Here is a 15714-nt window from a genome sequence, read left to right as displayed (position 1 = left end):
AACGATCACCTCCACAAGCTTATATTTGTACTGCTGTCACATATCATGAACGCGATCCTTTTACGATCTGTGTTCATAAAACAGTATATGGATTTTTCACACTGGCGCAGGTTGTCTTAAGAGCAGGGAATGCCTCATTCAGCTCCCTCTCCATAGCTTCCGCAAAAATATACTCCGTACCGTAATGTCCGGCATCTACGATCGCCAGACCATCTGCCATAGTATCGATGGCAGTATGATAATCAATATCTCCTGTCACATATACATCCGCACCGGCGGCCATCACATCACCGATCATACTCTTTCCGCTTCCTGTACAGATCGCCACAGTCTCGATCTTCCGGTCCAGATCACCGTAAACCCGCACATCCGGAATATGATTGCATTCTTTTACATATTTTCCAAACTCACCAAGAGTCATAACATGGGGAAGCTTTCCCACTCTTCCGAATCCCTCCGGCTGCTCCCCGGATCCATCGGTAACTGTAAGCACCCTTGTATCCTGAAGCTTCAGATGATCTGCGCTTAGATCTGCCATTCCGATCACATCATAATTGGTATGCATGGCAAAATACGGGATATCCTCCTTTATCAGACGGAGGATCTTTCTTCCGGTAAAGGTATGATTGTTGATCTTTTTGATCCCGGAAAAGATCATTGGGTGATGGGTAAGGATCATGTCCGCACCGGACGCAACCGCCTCATCCAACACCGGTTCTGTAAGATCCAGTGCAAGAAATACATGGGAAATCTCTTTCTGGTCATCTCCCACCAACAGTCCCACATTATCCCAGTCCTCCGCAAATTTTTGCGGATGGTGCTCATTCAGCCATTCGATCAGTTCATATGCTTTCATATCGTTTCAGAGCTGTATGGATCAGCTCCATTTCCTCCTTTACTTCTGCCAGACGAGTTTTTGCGGAAACAGATTCTGCCCCGGAAAGACAGGCAAGTATTTTCTTACGGATCATTTCCTCTCGGAGAAGATACTCTTTAAGGACCGGGTGACGTTTTTCCAGAAGGAGCGGTCCAAACCAGGCCTCTTCCTCTGTGTAAACAGTCTTTTTTCCCGAATTGTTGCGTACCGCTTTCATCATAGGATAAAATTTTCCGTCTTCTTTTATCATTTCTTCCCTTACGATCTCCCAGCCGATCTCAGAAAGAAAATGCCGGAAATGAGGAAGGTCCGACTGAGGCTGCAGGATCAGTTCCTGAAACCCCTCCCGGACCTTCGCTCCATCCTTCAATATCCTTTCCATCAGAGGACCACCCATTCCCGCAATCACCAGGGTATCACCTTCTCCCGGCTCAAGCTTCGCAAGCCCGTCGCTCAAACGGGTCTCTATGTAATCTTCAAGGCCATAACGGGTAATATTCTCCCTGGCTCTTGAAAGCGGTCCCGGACGTACATCCATGGCAATGGCTGACGGAACTGTTTTTTCACTGACAAGCCAGATCGACAGATAGCCATGGTCACATCCTACGTCTGCCAGCCGGTTTCCTTTTGTTACCATACCGGCAATAGCACGAAGACGCATGGAAAGCTGTACAGATATATTTTTATCAGTCAAGATAATCCTTCAGCTTGCGGCTGCGGCTGGGATGACGCAGCTTGCGCAGAGCTTTTGCCTCGATCTGACGGATACGCTCTCTTGTGACATTGAACTCTTTACCAACTTCCTCCAGAGTTCTGGCACGTCCGTCGTCCAGTCCGAAACGGAGGCGGAGGACCTTCTGCTCACGGTCAGTAAGCGTACTTAAGACTTCTACCAGCTGCTCCTTCAGAAGTGTAAATGCAGCTGCATCTGCTGGTACCGGAACATTATCATCCTGGATGAAATCGCCAAGATGACTGTCTTCCTCCTCACCGATAGGAGTTTCCAGAGATACCGGCTCCTGGGAGATCTTAAGAATCTCACGTACACGGTCCACCGGCATGTCCATCTCCTCAGCGATCTCCTCCGGCGTAGGTTCACGTCCAAGCTCCTGGAGCAGCTGACGGGAAACACGGATCAGCTTGTTAATGGTCTCAACCATATGCACAGGGATACGGATGGTACGTGCCTGATCTGCAATGGCTCTTGTGATAGCCTGACGGATCCACCAGGTTGCATAGGTACTGAACTTGTAGCCTTTTCTGTAATCAAATTTTTCAACGGCTTTGATAAGACCAAGATTTCCCTCCTGGATCAGATCAAGGAACAGCATTCCACGTCCAACATAACGCTTTGCAATGCTGACAACAAGACGGAGATTGGCTTCTGCCAGACGTTTCTTGGCAGCTTCATCACCCTTTTCCATTCTCTTGGCAAGCTCGATCTCCTCATCTGCACTTAACAGACTGACTTTACCGATCTCTTTCAGGTACATACGGACCGGATCCTCAATGCTGACACCTTCCGGTACAGAGAGGTCGATCTTATCAAGCTCTACCTCTTCTTCATCTTCCATCCCATCCATATCCATATCGTTATCAAGGAGGAGTTCGTCACCGCTGTTTTCTGTGATACGGAGAACGTCCACACCGCTGGCCTCCAGGAAGTCAAAAACCTTCTCCATCTGATCCACTTCCAGTGGAGAGTCCTTGAAAAAGTCGCTGATCTCCTGATATTCCAGCACATTCTTTTTCTTTTTCGCAAGTTCAAGAAGCTCTACAAGTTTCTCGCTGAATTTTGCCATATTCATTTCCATAGGTGCTCTATACCTCCATATAGTGTTTATATTTTATCCTTAATTGAAAGAAATATGCAGCTGCTGCCTCTTTCTTCCAAGGTCTTCCAGTTCTTTTTTTGCTTTTATCAGTTCCTGAAGCCCGGCCATGTCTGACGGGTCCCAGGTACGGTTTTTTTCTTTGAGGCTTTCTTCCTTGATCCGAAGCAGCGCATCGGAAAAAGCCCTCTGCTGTTCTCCTTCGTTTTCCAGATGAATGGTAGCGTTAAAAAGAGATGCCACCTCCCGCTGCTCCTCACTGTCTGTAAAGGCATTGAGAAGCTTTCCCGGATTGGTCTCTCCCTCCTTATGCTGGTCAAACAGCATCTGAGCTACCTCTTTATACAGCGGTACCACAAAATCGGAAGGGGAAATGTATTTTTCCACCTGTTCGAAAATACCCGGATAATTTACAAGCCAGGTCAGCATCAGCTTCTGTGCTTTGTCTGCGGCGGATTCCTTTTTCTTTGTTTCCGGAGTCCCGGACTTTGGCTGGATCCGTTTCTCTGCAGGCGTCCCCTTCAGAGCCAGTGTGTTGACCCTTTTCCGGATATCCTCCGTGCCCACTCCATAGCGGCCATATTCCTTTACGATGGCTTCTATATAAAGATTCCGCTCCAGTTCATCGGAAAGCTCCAGGAGCATCCCGGCACACCGCTCAAAAAACTGATTCTGTCCCTGGGGTGCATCCATGGCAAATTCCTGTTCCGCAATGTGCACACGGAACATAAAGCTGTCCATGGCATGATTGAGCCGTTCTTCAAAAGCCTCTGCTCCTTCATTCTTAATAAACTCGTCAGGGTCTTTCCACGGTTTCAGGCTTACTACCCTGGACGTTACCCCGGCTTCACGAAGGATCGGGATCGCACGAAGTGCTGCCCGGATCCCTGCACCGTCACTGTCATAAAGAAGCAGAACTTCCTTGGTGTAACGTTTCACAAGACTTGCATGTCCGGAGGTCAGTGCAGTTCCAAGCGACGCCACTGCATTGGTAAAGCCAGCCTGATGCATGGCGATCACATCCATATATCCCTCACAAAGGATCAGATAATTCTTCCTGGTGGTCCTGGCCACATTCAGCCCGTAAAGATTCCGGCTCTTATCAAAGATCTTCGTCTCCGGTGAATTCAGGTACTTGGGCTTGCCATCTCCCATGACACGACCTCCAAAACCAATGACCCGGTTGTTTACATCCATGATTGGGAAGATCACACGGTTCCAGAACTTATCATACATGCCTCGCCGCTCATCTACATTGAACAGGCCGGATTCCCTGAGAAGTTCATCACTGTAGCCCTTACCCTTAAGATATTTGTACAGATCATCACTATACTTGTCTGAATATCCAAGACCAAATTTACGGATGGTTTCCTCGGAGAGACCTCTTCCCGTGAGATATCCGTAAGCCGTCTTTCCGCCTTCTCTCCGGAGCTGATAATAAAAATACTGTGCTGCCAGCTTGTTGATCTCCAGAAGATTTGCTCTCTGTTCTGCTTTTTCTCTGGCTTCTCTGGAATACTCGATCTTTGGAAGCTCTACCCCTGCCCGGTCAGCCAGATGTGACAAAGCCTCACCAAACGAGTAATTCTCATATTCCATGATAAAATTGTATACGTTTCCTCCTGCCCCGCAGCCAAAGCAGTAATACATCTGCTTGGATGGTGTTACGGAAAAGGAAGGGGTTTTCTCATTATGGAAGGGACACAGCCCAAAATAGGAGCTCCCCTTCCGTGTCAGTTTCACATACTGGGATATCACGTCTACAATGTCGTTTTTCATTCGGACTTCTTCTATGATGTCATCTGAATATCGCATGCTTATCCCTCTTTTCCATTTAATAGACCTCCCAGGCTCTCGGTATATAGATCTCCCTGAATTTCTCCATGGAATACTGATCCGTCATTCCCGAAATATAATCACATACTGCCTGTTCCTTAGGTACTCCCCGGTATTCCACCAGTTCTCTGTATTCCCGGGACATTGCCTCCGGATGGTCGGTATAATATCCGTACAGTTCACTCAGCATCTGGATCACTTTATCCTCTTCTTTCCTGGCAACCGGATTCTCATAGACATTCCGGAACATCAGTGCCCGAAGCTCCATCATCGCCTCAAAAACATCCGGCGACATGGAGATGCTGTCTTTCCCCATACTGTTCTCTATAATATTATGTACGAAAGTATTCAGCCGTTCTCTCGTGGTATAGCCCAGAAAAGTTCTCATTGTGACCGGAATATCATCTTCTGTGATGATCCCTGCCCGCTGGGCATCGTCCATATCATGGTGGATATAGGCGATCTTGTCAGAAAAACGTACCACCTGTCCTTCCAGTGTGAAAGGATTTCCGCTGGTGCGGTGATTCATGATCCCATTGCGGACTTCCCAGGTAAGGTTCAGCCCGTTTCCGTTTTTCTCCAGTACTTCCACAACCCGGACGCTCTGCTTATAGTGGGCAAAGCCACCCGGATGTACCTGATCCAGCGCTCTCTCTCCTGCATGTCCAAAAGGCGTATGCCCCAGATCATGTCCCAGAGCGATCGCTTCCACCAGATCTTCATTTAAGCGAAGTGCCTTGGCAATAGTCCGGGCGATCTGCGATACCTCCAGTGTATGTGTCAGTCTGGTCCGGTAATGATCTCCCTGTGGTGCCAGAAACACCTGTGTCTTATCCTTCATACGGCGAAAAGCCTTACAGTGAAGGATCCTGTCTCTGTCTCTCTGATACGTTGTCCGCACATCGCATTCCTCTTCCGGGTGCTCCCGGCCTCTGGTATCTGCGCTGTGAGAAGCATAAGGACTCAAAAGCTCCCGTTCTCTCTGTTCCATGCTCTCTCTGATGTTCATAAGCATTTCCTCCACAGTCTGACAAACAGCGGCGACAAAATACCCTCTGTTAATTATATTCTACACAAAACCACAAATTCCTCTTTTCTGAAAAAATAATTCAAAAAATATTGGAGTTACGGTCTGATCAGCCCTTAAGATGTCCAAAATTATCCTATTGTATATGAAATGAATACAAATATATCACGGAAATCTTCCATTTCAGCTTCTCCGTCAGTACAGGCAGGCAATAATTTACTTTCATATAGCCAAAAACAGAGCTGCGATTCACAGCTCTGTTTTAAAGTCATGCGGAAGATGGGACTTGAACCCACACAAGCGCAATGCTTACAAGATCCTTAGTCTTGCTCGTCTGCCAGTTCCGACACTTCCGCATATCGCATTTCATTGGAAACTTCCAATGCGGAAGATGGGACTTGAACCCACACGAGCGCAATGCTCACAAGATCCTTAGTCTTGCTCGTCTGCCAGTTCCGACACTTCCGCATGACCGCATTTCCTTGGGATTTTTTATTTTCTCCCTCGCGACAAGTGATAGTATAGCAAAGTGGATCTTGTATGTCAACACCTTTTTTCAAAAGTTTTGTATTTTCTTGTTTTTTCTGTTATTTTGTCACTTTTATCTTTGGCCCTGCTCCTTTTGCTTTCAGGAGTTTTTTGTATGCAGTTACTTTGGATGCCGGCACTTTGAACGTACAGTTGGAATGTTTTCTATCCTGTATTTCCTTTTGAAAGAAAAAGCGCCCACTTCTGTCACAGATTCCCACACACCACATACAAAAAAGAATCCCGCCTGCAAAGGATATCCTGTAGCAGAATCAACCGTGCTTACAAACAGCAATCATCCAAACGGCAGATCCGATTCAAAAAAAACAGCATTCTTCTTTCTATTATCGATCGAAAAAAGGTATCTCTGGCATACTATCCTATGCAAAAGAAGGAATCCGGCTGTGATTCCGGACAAAGAGAGATTATACTCATTTTTTATTGCATTGTCTCGATGTGCTTTACTGTTGTTCCATTTGGTCAGGGATTTAAGGATATGTCTCCACCGACAAAAGAACTCATGAAGCTAACGCTGGAGCAAAAGCTGGCTCACGGTGGTCATCCGGTGCTTCTGTCTACGATGATAGAAGCATTCTCTTCTTGTAAAATGCAAAAATTGTCGAATTTTAATAGTTTCTGCATTTCAGTGCATAAACTTGTTTTTTCTGTAAGTTTATGCTATACTCTTTTCACAAGGAGGAATACCAAATGATAGATACTCACGAACTCAAAAAAAGAGATTTATACTTAAATAAGATTATAGCATTTCAAGATACCGAGCCAGTTAAGGTTGTAACTGGAATTCGTAGATGTGGCAAGTCCAGCCTACTCAAACTAATGACTCTTCATTTGAAAGAAACCGGAATCACAGACAACCAGATCCTTGAAATGAATTTTGAGTCACATAAATTTAAGAACATGACTAGCGATTCTCTCTACGAATACGTCAAGCAGCACATCCAGCCAGATAAAAGAATGTACCTTTTCTTTGATGAGGTTCAACGGGTTCCTAACTGGGAGGATGCAATCAACTCTTTCCGTATTGACTTCAATTGCGATATCTATGTCACTGGTTCGAATGCTTATATGCTCTCCTCTGAATATGCTACCTATTTATCAGGCAGATGCGTAGAGATAAAGATGCTTCCATTGTCTTTCTCTGAATTTTTAACATTCCATGATTTTGAAATAAGAGAAACCAAAAGTGCGTTAGGTGGCACACGCAAGCAAGCATTTGATAAAACCGGCGAACACTATGAACTCCGAGAGGTTTTCGATGCTTACATGCGTTTTGGCGGAATGCCGGGAATTGCTGATGTTGGACTGGACCAAGAAAAGGCTCTGGTGCTACTTGAGGGTATCTACTCAACTGTTATTATGAGGGATATTCTCGAACGTGAAAATCGCAGAGGTCAAAAGAGAATCACCGACCCTGTGCTTTTGAAAAAGATTGTCATGTTTCTTGCAGATAACATCGGAAGCAGTATTTCTGTTTCTTCCATTGGCAACACCTTAGTTAATGAAGGTCTTCTAGAAGATGGAAAGCGAAAAGGAACTCCAAGCGCTCACACCGTTCAGGCCTATGTGAATGCACTACTAGAAGCATACTTCTTCTATGACATCAAGAGATTTGATATTAAAGGAAAGGAATTCTTACGTACTCTTGGAAAATATTACATCGTTGATATCGGACTTAGAAACTATCTGCTTGGATTCAGAGACCGTGATAGCGGACATGCAATAGAAAATGTTGTTTACTTTGAACTGCTACGTAGAGGCTATGATGTCTCTATCGGCAAAGTGGATAATTCCGAAGTGGATTTTATCGCAACAAAAGCAGATGACAAACTTTATGTTCAGGTCACGGAATCCATGACCAGCGAAGAGGTTCGCAAACGCGAATTAGCACCACTCCAGAAAATCAGCGATAACTACGAAAAAATAGTTCTATCCTTAAATACCGGAATGGATTCTTCCTACGATGGTATTAAATCCATCAACTTGATTGATTGGTTGATTTCAGAATAAAAAAGAAATTTTTAAGAAGGGGCTGTCCTGAAAATGTAGTTCAGCGATAACCTATAGATAAGCAAAACAAAAAGCCCCGTAAACCATCAGATTTACAAGGCTCTCAAAATAATAATGCGGAAGATGGGACTTGAACCCACACGAGCGCAATGCTCACAAGATCCTTAGTCTTGCTCGTCTGCCAGTTCCGACACTTCCGCATATCGCATTTCTTTGGGATTTTTTATTCTCTCCCTCGCGACAAGTGATAGTATAGCAAAGTGCTTTTTGTATGTCAACAGTTTTTTCTAAAAAAATCCAAAAATATTTTTTGTTTATACAATTAATACATTTCGTTCAATACCAATCTGAGACAGCTAATCTTTCATCCCAGAATTTATACTCCGACACCGGTTACGCCTCAGTCGTAAAAAGAGCAGCCTCTTCAAAAAGGCCGCCCTTCTGTCTCACTTCTGTTTTTTCTATATGGATCAGTCAAAAATGATCAGTGCCATAAACACAAGATCTGTGTCGCCTGTATTTGTAAGACCATGTCCTTTTCCATCCGGTGTGATGGTGATGTCGCCGGCCTTTACCGGACGTTTCACACCGTTATCGTCGTACTCGCCTTCACCGCTTAAGATATAGTAGGTTTCTGTCTCGCCATGATGCTCATGGTATCCCAGAGAACATCCTTTTTCGATGGTAACCTGTGCGTAAAGTCCGCATTTTCCCTTCAGCTCGTCTCCCTCAAGAATGTCTTTGATGATCACATGGCCTTTACCGCCGCACATATTTTCTACTCTTCTGATACCCATGATAAAATCCCCTTTCGTGATTGCGTAAATTTGTGAATTTTTATGAACACAGGCTTTCTGCGGCCTGCGCCCTACTTCCTGTACAATTATAAATGATATGATAAATTTTCGCAATCCTTATTGTTATTTTCACAAATTAACTTACAGGCAAATTTTCCCCACTGTTTATTGCTTTTCGCAACCCTGCCGGGAGCTTCTATTCGCAATTGAAGCAGGATACTTCTTTGATTCGGTTAAAAAACGAAGCAGCTCTTTTCCAAAGACCTGCTCCGCAATTTATACCTATATTACAGATTTTTAATTCTCTCAATTGCCTCAAGTGTATTCTCATAGCTTCCGAATGCAGTCAGACGGAAATATCCCTCGCCATGTGCACCAAAGCCTGAACCTGGTGTTCCTACGATGTGTGCTTTCTCAAGAAGATAATCAAAGAACTCCCAGGAGGTCATCTGATCCGGTGTTTTCAGCCAGATGTATGGAGCATTTTTTCCACCGGACACGGAAAATCCTGCTGCGGAAAGTCCCTCCAGGATCGTCTTTGCATTACGCATGTAATAAGCGATCTGCTCCTTCAGCTGTGCTTTTCCCTCCGGAGAGTAAACAGCCTCGCCCGCTCTCTGTACAATGTACGGAGCACCGTTAAACTTGGTTCCATGGCGTCTTGCCCAGAGACTGTGAAGCTCTACGCCATCACGCACCAGTTCCTTCGGAACAATGGTAAAGCCAAGACGAACGCCTGTAAAACCGGCATTTTTAGAAAAGCTTCGAAGCTCGATGGCACAGGTTCTTGCACCCTCGCACTCATAAATGCTGTGAGGGACATCCTCCTCGGAAATATATGCCTCATATGCTGCATCATAGATGATCACGCAGCCGTTTTTGTTGGCGTAGTCAACCCACTCCTGAAGAGCTGCCTTTGTGATCGCACCACCGGTGGGATTGTTCGGGAAGCAGAGATAGATCAGATCCGGTACCTCATCTGCCGGAATTTCCGGAAGGAAACCATTCTCCTCCTTGCAGGGCATGTAGATCACACCATCAAAGTTCTCACGCTCTTTGTTATAAAGGCCAGTACGTCCGGCCATAACGTTGGTGTCTACATATACAGGATAAACCGGATCGCATACCGCAACCCTGTTATCCAGTCCGAAAATCTCCTGGATGTTTCCGGAATCACTTTTTGCTCCATCGGAAACAAAAATCTCGTCTGCGCTGATGTTGCAGCCTCTGGACTGATAATCATTTTTTGCAATGGCACTTCTTAAGAATTCATATCCGAGATCCGGAGCATATCCGTGGAAGGTTTCTGCGTGTGCCATCTCGTCTACGGATTTATGAAGGGCATCGATGATCGCCGGTGCAAGCGGCTGTGTCACATCACCGATTCCAAGACTGATCACAGAATCCTTAAATTCCGGATTGGCCTCCTTATATGCGCTTACCTTCTTTGCAATATTGGAAAACAGATAGCTTCCCGGAAGTTTTAAATAATTCTGATTTACTGTAACCATAGTATTTTATCTCCTTCTCTCAATTTCCTCTGCCAGTGCTTTTCTGACGCTGTCAGGATTTGCCTTGCCTTTCAGCTCTCTCATCAGCTGTCCTACGAAAAATCCCATAACCTTATCCTTGCCGCCCAGAAGCTCTGCCAGCGGTCCGGGGTTTGCATCTACGATCTTTTTCACAGTTTCGGTGAGAAGACCTGTATCTTCTACGATTTTAAGACCATTCTCTTCTATATATACAACCGGATCAATATCCTCGTCAAATACTTTTTCAAACACTTTTTTGGCATTCTGTGCGCTGACCTCTTTTTTTTCCACCATGGAAAGAAGATCTGCCAGATGCTTCGGTGTAAAGTTTACTTTTTCCGGATCAAGACCTTTGTCCTTTGTCAGGCGTAGAACTTCCACCATAAACCAGTTGGCTGCTTTTTTCGGATTTCCCAGAAGAACGGCTGTCTCCTCAAAAAGTCCTGCCAGATGTCTGGATTCCGTAAGGATTCCCGCATCGTAAGCCGGAAGCTCGTACTCTTTCTGATAACGTTCCATCTTGGCTTCACGCAGCTCCGGAATGGAAGCACGCAGCTCTTCGATCCATGCATCTGAAATATGAATCGGCGGAAGATCCGGATCCGGGAAGTAACGGTAATCCTTGGCATCCTCCTTGGAACGCATGGCATGAGAGGACTCTTTGTTATCGTCCCATCTTCGTGTCTCCTGAACAACGGCTCTGCCTTCTTCCAGAAGCTCGATCTGACGTTCTCTCTCTCCCTCGATCGCTCTCGCAATAGCCTTAAAGGAGTTCAGGTTCTTCATCTCCGTTCTTGTTCCGAAGGTCTCACTTCCCACCTCACGGACGGAAAGATTGACATCGGCACGCATGGAGCCCTCCTGGAGCTTGCAGTCAGAAACTCCAAGATACTGCATGGTGCAGCGGAGCTTTTCCAGATATGCGATGACCTCCTCGGAGCTTCTCATATCCGGCTCAGATACGATCTCGATCAGCGGTACCCCGCTTCGGTTGTAATCCACCAGTGAGCAGTCTTCCCACTCATCATGGATCAGCTTACCGGCATCCTCCTCCATATGCATCTCATGGATACGTACGGTCTTTTTGCCTGCGGAAGTCTCGATCTCAACAGCTCCGTCATAGCAGATCGGCAGATACAGCTGAGAGATCTGATAGTTCTGGGGGTTATCCGGGTAAAAATAATTCTTACGGTCAAACTTACAGTACTGATGGATATGACAGTTTGCCGCAAGACCTGCCTTGATGGCAAACTCTACCACTTTTTTGTTGAGGACCGGAAGAGAGCCCGGCATACCGGTGCAGACCGGGCAGGTATGTGTATTTGGTGCGCCTCCGAATTCTGTGGAGCATCCGCAGAATATCTTTGTTTTTGTGGCAAGCTCCACATGCACCTCAAGTCCTATGACTGTCTCATACTGTTTCATGCCTTTTTTCCCCCTTCCATTGCCGTTCCGAAATCACCGCGTTTTTTCTCATAGGCGTGTGCTGCGCGGAACAGGTTGTTTTCTTTGAAGCAGTCACCGATCATCTGGATTCCGATCGGAAGTCCTGCTGCGTCCTTTCCGCATGGAACTGTGATTCCGGGAAGTCCGCACAGGTTTACTGCTACCGTATAAATATCGCCAAGATACATGGCAAGAGGATCTTTCAGGCTCTCTCCCAGCTTCGGCGCCGTAAAGGGTGATGCCGGAGCAAGAAGAACGTCATATTTGGAAAAGGCCTGATCAAATTCCTTTTTGATAAGGGCTTTTGTACGAAGTGCTTTCAGATAGTAAGCATCATAGTAACCGGAGCTTAACACAAAGGAGCCAAGCATGATACGGCGCTTTACTTCCTCGCCGAAGCCTTCGGTTCTTGTCTTCTTGTACATATCATGAAGTCCCTCGTACTCTTTTGCACGGAAGCCGTACTTCACACCGTCAAAGCGCTCCAGGTTCGAGCTGGCCTCTGCACTGGCAATGATGTAGTAGGCAGGGATCATATATTCTGTTGTCTTCATGGAGAAAAATTCCACCACAGCGCCCATCTCGGTAAGGCCCCTCAGCGTATTCATAAAGGCCTCTTTTACCTCCGGGTTCAGTCCCTCTGAGAGATATTCCTTCGGCACACCGAATTTCATTCCCACGATCTTATCTGTCATAGAAGCGGAAAAGTCAAGATCCTCTCTCTTCATGGAGGTGCTGTCCTTGGCATCGTGTCCGGCGATGATCTCAAGAAGTGCCGCACAGTCCGCAACATCCTTTCCCACCGGTCCGATCTGGTCCAGAGAGGATGCATAGGCAACCAGTCCGTAACGGGATACCGTTCCGTAGGTCGGTTTGATTCCGGTAACACCGCAGTAGGAGCTTGGCTGACGGATGGAACCGCCGGTATCAGACCCCAGTGCCAGGTAAGTCTCTCCTGCTGCCACTGCCGCACAGGAGCCGCCGGAGGAGCCGCCCGGAACATGCTCCAGATCCCACGGGTTTCTGGTAACACCGTAAGCAGATGTCTCTGTGGTACTTCCCATGGCGAACTCATCCATGTTTGTCTTTCCGATGATCACAAGACCTGCCTGTTCCAGACGGTCAATAACCTCGGCATTGTACTGCGGCACAAAATCCTCAAGGATCTTCGATGCACAGGTAGTTGTTTTTCCCTTGATGCAGATATTGTCCTTAATTGCAACAGGTACGCCGGCAAGAGGTCCGGTATAGGTTCCGTCCTCAATGCCCTTCTGTACCTCTTTTGCTCTTGCATAGGCTTCTTTTTTGTAAGTATCAAGATAAGCGTGGACCTTGTCCTCTTTTGCTTCGATCTGATCAAAAACGTATTTCACACCGTCCAGGACGCTTATCTGATGCTGCTTGATCTTTTCCGCAAGCTGTAATGCGGTTAATTTTCCCAAATCCATGTCCTGTCTCCTGTCTTATCCAATTGTTTTCGGAACCTGATACTGGTTTTCTTTCTGCTTCGGTGCATTGGCAAGCATTGCCTCATGATTGTCTCCGTTTGTCACAATATCTTCACGGAATACGTTTTCGTCCTCAAAAATATGGGACATGGGCTCTACGGAAGAGGTGTCAAGCTCGTCCAGCTTGTCTACATAGTCCAGCATCTTCTGCATATCCTCTTTTGCTTTTTCCTTTTCATCCTCTGTCAGAGAAAGCTTCGCAAGGATGCAGACATTTTCCATTGTTTCATCATCGATTATCTTTGCCATCTTTTTTCTCCTTATTACGGCTCAAGTCTGTTCATATCACGCGGGAACAGACAAGTCTCACGAACATTTTCTTCTCCGAGGATCTGCATGGTAAGACGTTCCAGCCCGATTCCAAGTCCTCCATGAGGCGGCATTCCATGCTTGAAGGTATCCAGATACTGCTCCATACCCTCTTCATCCATACCACGGGCTGCGATCTTATCCTTCAGCATCTGATAATCATGGATACGCTGTCCGCCTGTAGTTACCTCAAGTCCCTTGAACAGAAGGTCAAAGCTTAATGTAAATTTCTCATCTGACGGATCATCCATTGCGTAGAACGGACGCTTCTTAGACGGATAATGTGTGACAAAAACAAAATCAGCATCATATTCTTCTTTAAAATATCTTCCGATCAGCGCTTCTTCCTCCGGCTCCAGATCATATGGGTTGCGGATCTTACGTTTATATTTTTCAGCTACCAGCTCTTTGGCCTTGTCAAAACGTACTGCCGGGATCTTGTCCACCTTCGGAAGCTCCACCTTCAGAATGGAAAGCTCATGGGCGTAGTCTTTCTTAAGAAGCTCTACTGCGTACTGGAGAAATCCGGTTTCCATCTCCATGATATCCTCAAATCCGTTGATATAGCCCATCTCAAAATCAAGGCTTGTATATTCATTCAGATGACGTTTTGTGTTATGCTTCTCTGCACGGAATACAGGGCCTGTCTCAAATACACGGTCAAAAACACCTACCATCATCTGTTTATAAAACTGCGGGCTCTGTGCAAGAACAGCCGGTTTATGGAAATAGCTCAGCTTGAACAGGTTTGCACCACCCTCCGCACCTCTGGCTCCGATCTTCGGTGTGTGGATCTCGGTGAACCCCTTCTCATAGAGGTAATCACGAAACGCCCGCACCAGAGCCTCCTGGATCTTGAATTTTGCACGCTCCTGCACATTACGCAGGGCAATAGGACGATAATTCAGCTTTGCCTCCAGGGAAGTGTTCAGCTTCCATTTGTCGATGGCCAGCGGAAGAGGCTCTGCAGGTGAGGAAAGGATCTCCACATGGCTGATGCGGAGTTCTCTTCCGTGAGGCGCTCTTTCTTCCTCATGAAGAGTTCCTGTAAGGCGCACACACATTGCCTCCTTCAGATCATGAATGGAAACATTTGTCTTGTCGTTTTCATATACGGTCTGAAAAAGCCCTTCTTTTTTTCGGAGTATCACAAATGCCACGTCCCCCATATTACGGATGCTGTGTATTGCACCTTCCACTGTCGCTTCCTGGTCTTTCATGCTCTCAGAAAGAAGCACATCCCAGGCACATTCTCTAGTCTTACAGATTCCATCCATAAATTCCATTCCCTCATCCTCCAATTCAAAGTAGTTTCACCGAATCAGGAAATTCCCTGAGGAATTTTCCCCGATCCGGTGTGATATCAGGCATTCAGCGCAGATCATTTCTGTCCGCTCTGTTGTTTTTTTTACACAGAGTCATATAAAAGCATCAGAACCATCTGGGCTGTCTCCACCATATTAGTCCCGGAATCCATACTGCATTTCTGGATATAGCGGTATGCGTCATCCTCGCTCAGGTGATTTCTTTCCATTAAAAGCATCTTTGCATTTGAAATATAATTCTGTTCTTTCCATGAACGCTGCTTCGGCTTTTTCTTATCTTTTTTCCAGCGCCTTTCGATCTGGGAAAGCATCATGCTCACCGTATTTACCAGATCTCCGGCTTTCAGAGGCATTCCCACGCATAAAATGGTGGTTGGTGCCTCACTGATCACTCCCTGGGAGGCCATAAGCAGCATTTCAAAATAATCCGGCATATAGTCCAGAAGATCACGATAGTACATATCCTGAAGATGATAGCCGCAAAGCAGAACGCCGCCATCAAGCTCCGAGATACTGGCAAGGGCGTTTGCACCCGAATTGCACACCGCCGCCACCGTGAATCCATATCGGTTAAGGACTGTGCGGATCTTTTTTGCATCTTCTATTTTCGGTAATGCAATCACGATACTCGTGTTCATAAGCCGCCACTCCCTTTCGTCCCATTATGCC

At 46.2% G+C, this 15714-nt stretch carries 13 protein-coding genes and 3 tRNA genes; 1 reads left to right on the top strand and 15 read right to left on the bottom strand.

From position 1 onward, the window contains the following. Window positions 1-73: 73 nt before the first annotated feature. The 7 genes from DWX61_RS11450 to DWX61_RS11420 form a co-directional block, all read right to left on the bottom strand. Window positions 74-856: a Nif3-like dinuclear metal center hexameric protein gene (locus DWX61_RS11450; RefSeq protein ID WP_118625381.1), complete on the bottom strand. Its 783-nt coding sequence runs from the start codon at window positions 854-856 to the stop codon at window positions 74-76. Continuing rightward, complete coding sequence (locus DWX61_RS11445; RefSeq protein ID WP_270427262.1) at window positions 843-1571, bottom strand: tRNA (adenine(22)-N(1))-methyltransferase; 729 nt, start codon at window positions 1569-1571, stop codon at window positions 843-845. The genes DWX61_RS11450 and DWX61_RS11445 overlap by 14 nt, the downstream gene beginning before the upstream one ends. Next, the gene (gene rpoD, locus DWX61_RS11440; RefSeq protein WP_021651146.1) at window positions 1564-2691 is read right to left on the bottom strand and encodes an RNA polymerase sigma factor RpoD; all 1128 of its coding nucleotides are present in this window, start codon (window positions 2689-2691) and stop codon (window positions 1564-1566) included. The genes DWX61_RS11445 and rpoD overlap by 8 nt, the downstream gene beginning before the upstream one ends. A gap of 39 nt (window positions 2692-2730) precedes the next feature. Next, window positions 2731-4524: a DNA primase gene (dnaG, locus tag DWX61_RS11435; protein ID WP_118625379.1), complete on the bottom strand. Its 1794-nt coding sequence runs from the start codon at window positions 4522-4524 to the stop codon at window positions 2731-2733. 19 nt (window positions 4525-4543) lie between these two features. Further along, window positions 4544-5554, bottom strand: coding sequence for a deoxyguanosinetriphosphate triphosphohydrolase (locus DWX61_RS11430; RefSeq protein WP_022426754.1), 1011 nt, complete (start codon window positions 5552-5554; stop codon window positions 4544-4546). A 289-nt stretch (window positions 5555-5843) separates the two neighbouring features. Further along, window positions 5844-5928, bottom strand: a tRNA-Leu gene (locus tag DWX61_RS11425). 27 nt (window positions 5929-5955) lie between these two features. After that, window positions 5956-6040: transfer RNA gene (locus DWX61_RS11420), tRNA-Leu, on the bottom strand. 768 nt (window positions 6041-6808) lie between these two features. On the opposite strand from DWX61_RS11420, the gene DWX61_RS11405 reads away from it, so the two are divergent. After that, the gene (locus DWX61_RS11405) at window positions 6809-8128 is read left to right on the top strand and encodes an ATP-binding protein (RefSeq protein ID WP_118625375.1); all 1320 of its coding nucleotides are present in this window, start codon (window positions 6809-6811) and stop codon (window positions 8126-8128) included. 115 nt (window positions 8129-8243) lie between these two features. Here the strand turns inward: DWX61_RS11405 and DWX61_RS11400 are convergent. The 8 genes from DWX61_RS11400 to DWX61_RS11365 form a co-directional block, all read right to left on the bottom strand. Next, a tRNA-Leu gene (locus tag DWX61_RS11400) sits at window positions 8244-8328 on the bottom strand. A gap of 270 nt (window positions 8329-8598) precedes the next feature. After that, window positions 8599-8925, bottom strand: coding sequence for a cupin domain-containing protein (locus tag DWX61_RS11395; protein ID WP_015525755.1), 327 nt, complete (start codon window positions 8923-8925; stop codon window positions 8599-8601). Window positions 8926-9212: 287 nt separating this feature from the next. Further along, the gene (locus DWX61_RS11390; RefSeq protein ID WP_118625373.1) at window positions 9213-10436 is read right to left on the bottom strand and encodes an LL-diaminopimelate aminotransferase; all 1224 of its coding nucleotides are present in this window, start codon (window positions 10434-10436) and stop codon (window positions 9213-9215) included. A 6-nt stretch (window positions 10437-10442) separates the two neighbouring features. Further along, window positions 10443-11882, bottom strand: coding sequence for an Asp-tRNA(Asn)/Glu-tRNA(Gln) amidotransferase subunit GatB (gene gatB / locus DWX61_RS11385; protein WP_118062614.1), 1440 nt, complete (start codon window positions 11880-11882; stop codon window positions 10443-10445). Beyond that, a complete protein-coding gene (gene gatA, locus DWX61_RS11380; RefSeq protein ID WP_118625371.1) occupies window positions 11879-13351 on the bottom strand; it encodes an Asp-tRNA(Asn)/Glu-tRNA(Gln) amidotransferase subunit GatA in 1473 nt (490 codons plus the stop codon). The genes gatB and gatA overlap by 4 nt, the downstream gene beginning before the upstream one ends. Before the next feature lie 15 nt (window positions 13352-13366). Continuing rightward, window positions 13367-13660 carry an Asp-tRNA(Asn)/Glu-tRNA(Gln) amidotransferase subunit GatC gene (gene gatC / locus DWX61_RS11375; RefSeq protein ID WP_110102034.1) on the bottom strand — a complete coding sequence of 98 codons (294 nt, stop codon included), beginning with the start codon at window positions 13658-13660 and terminating at the stop codon, window positions 13367-13369. Between the two features lie 14 nt (window positions 13661-13674). After that, on the bottom strand, window positions 13675-15006 hold the full coding sequence (aspS, locus tag DWX61_RS11370; RefSeq protein WP_022426749.1) for an aspartate--tRNA(Asn) ligase: 1332 nt from the start codon (window positions 15004-15006) through the stop codon (window positions 13675-13677). 122 nt (window positions 15007-15128) lie between these two features. Then, window positions 15129-15683 carry an ANTAR domain-containing response regulator gene (locus tag DWX61_RS11365; protein ID WP_118513738.1) on the bottom strand — a complete coding sequence of 185 codons (555 nt, stop codon included), beginning with the start codon at window positions 15681-15683 and terminating at the stop codon, window positions 15129-15131. Window positions 15684-15714: the final 31 nt, after the last annotated feature.

It is taken from the genome of Ruminococcus sp. AF20-12LB (assembly GCF_003478985.1).
In the GTDB taxonomy this organism is placed as follows: Bacteria; Bacillota; Clostridia; order Lachnospirales; family Lachnospiraceae; genus Blautia_A.
This window is presented reverse-complemented; position numbering and strand designations above follow the sequence as displayed.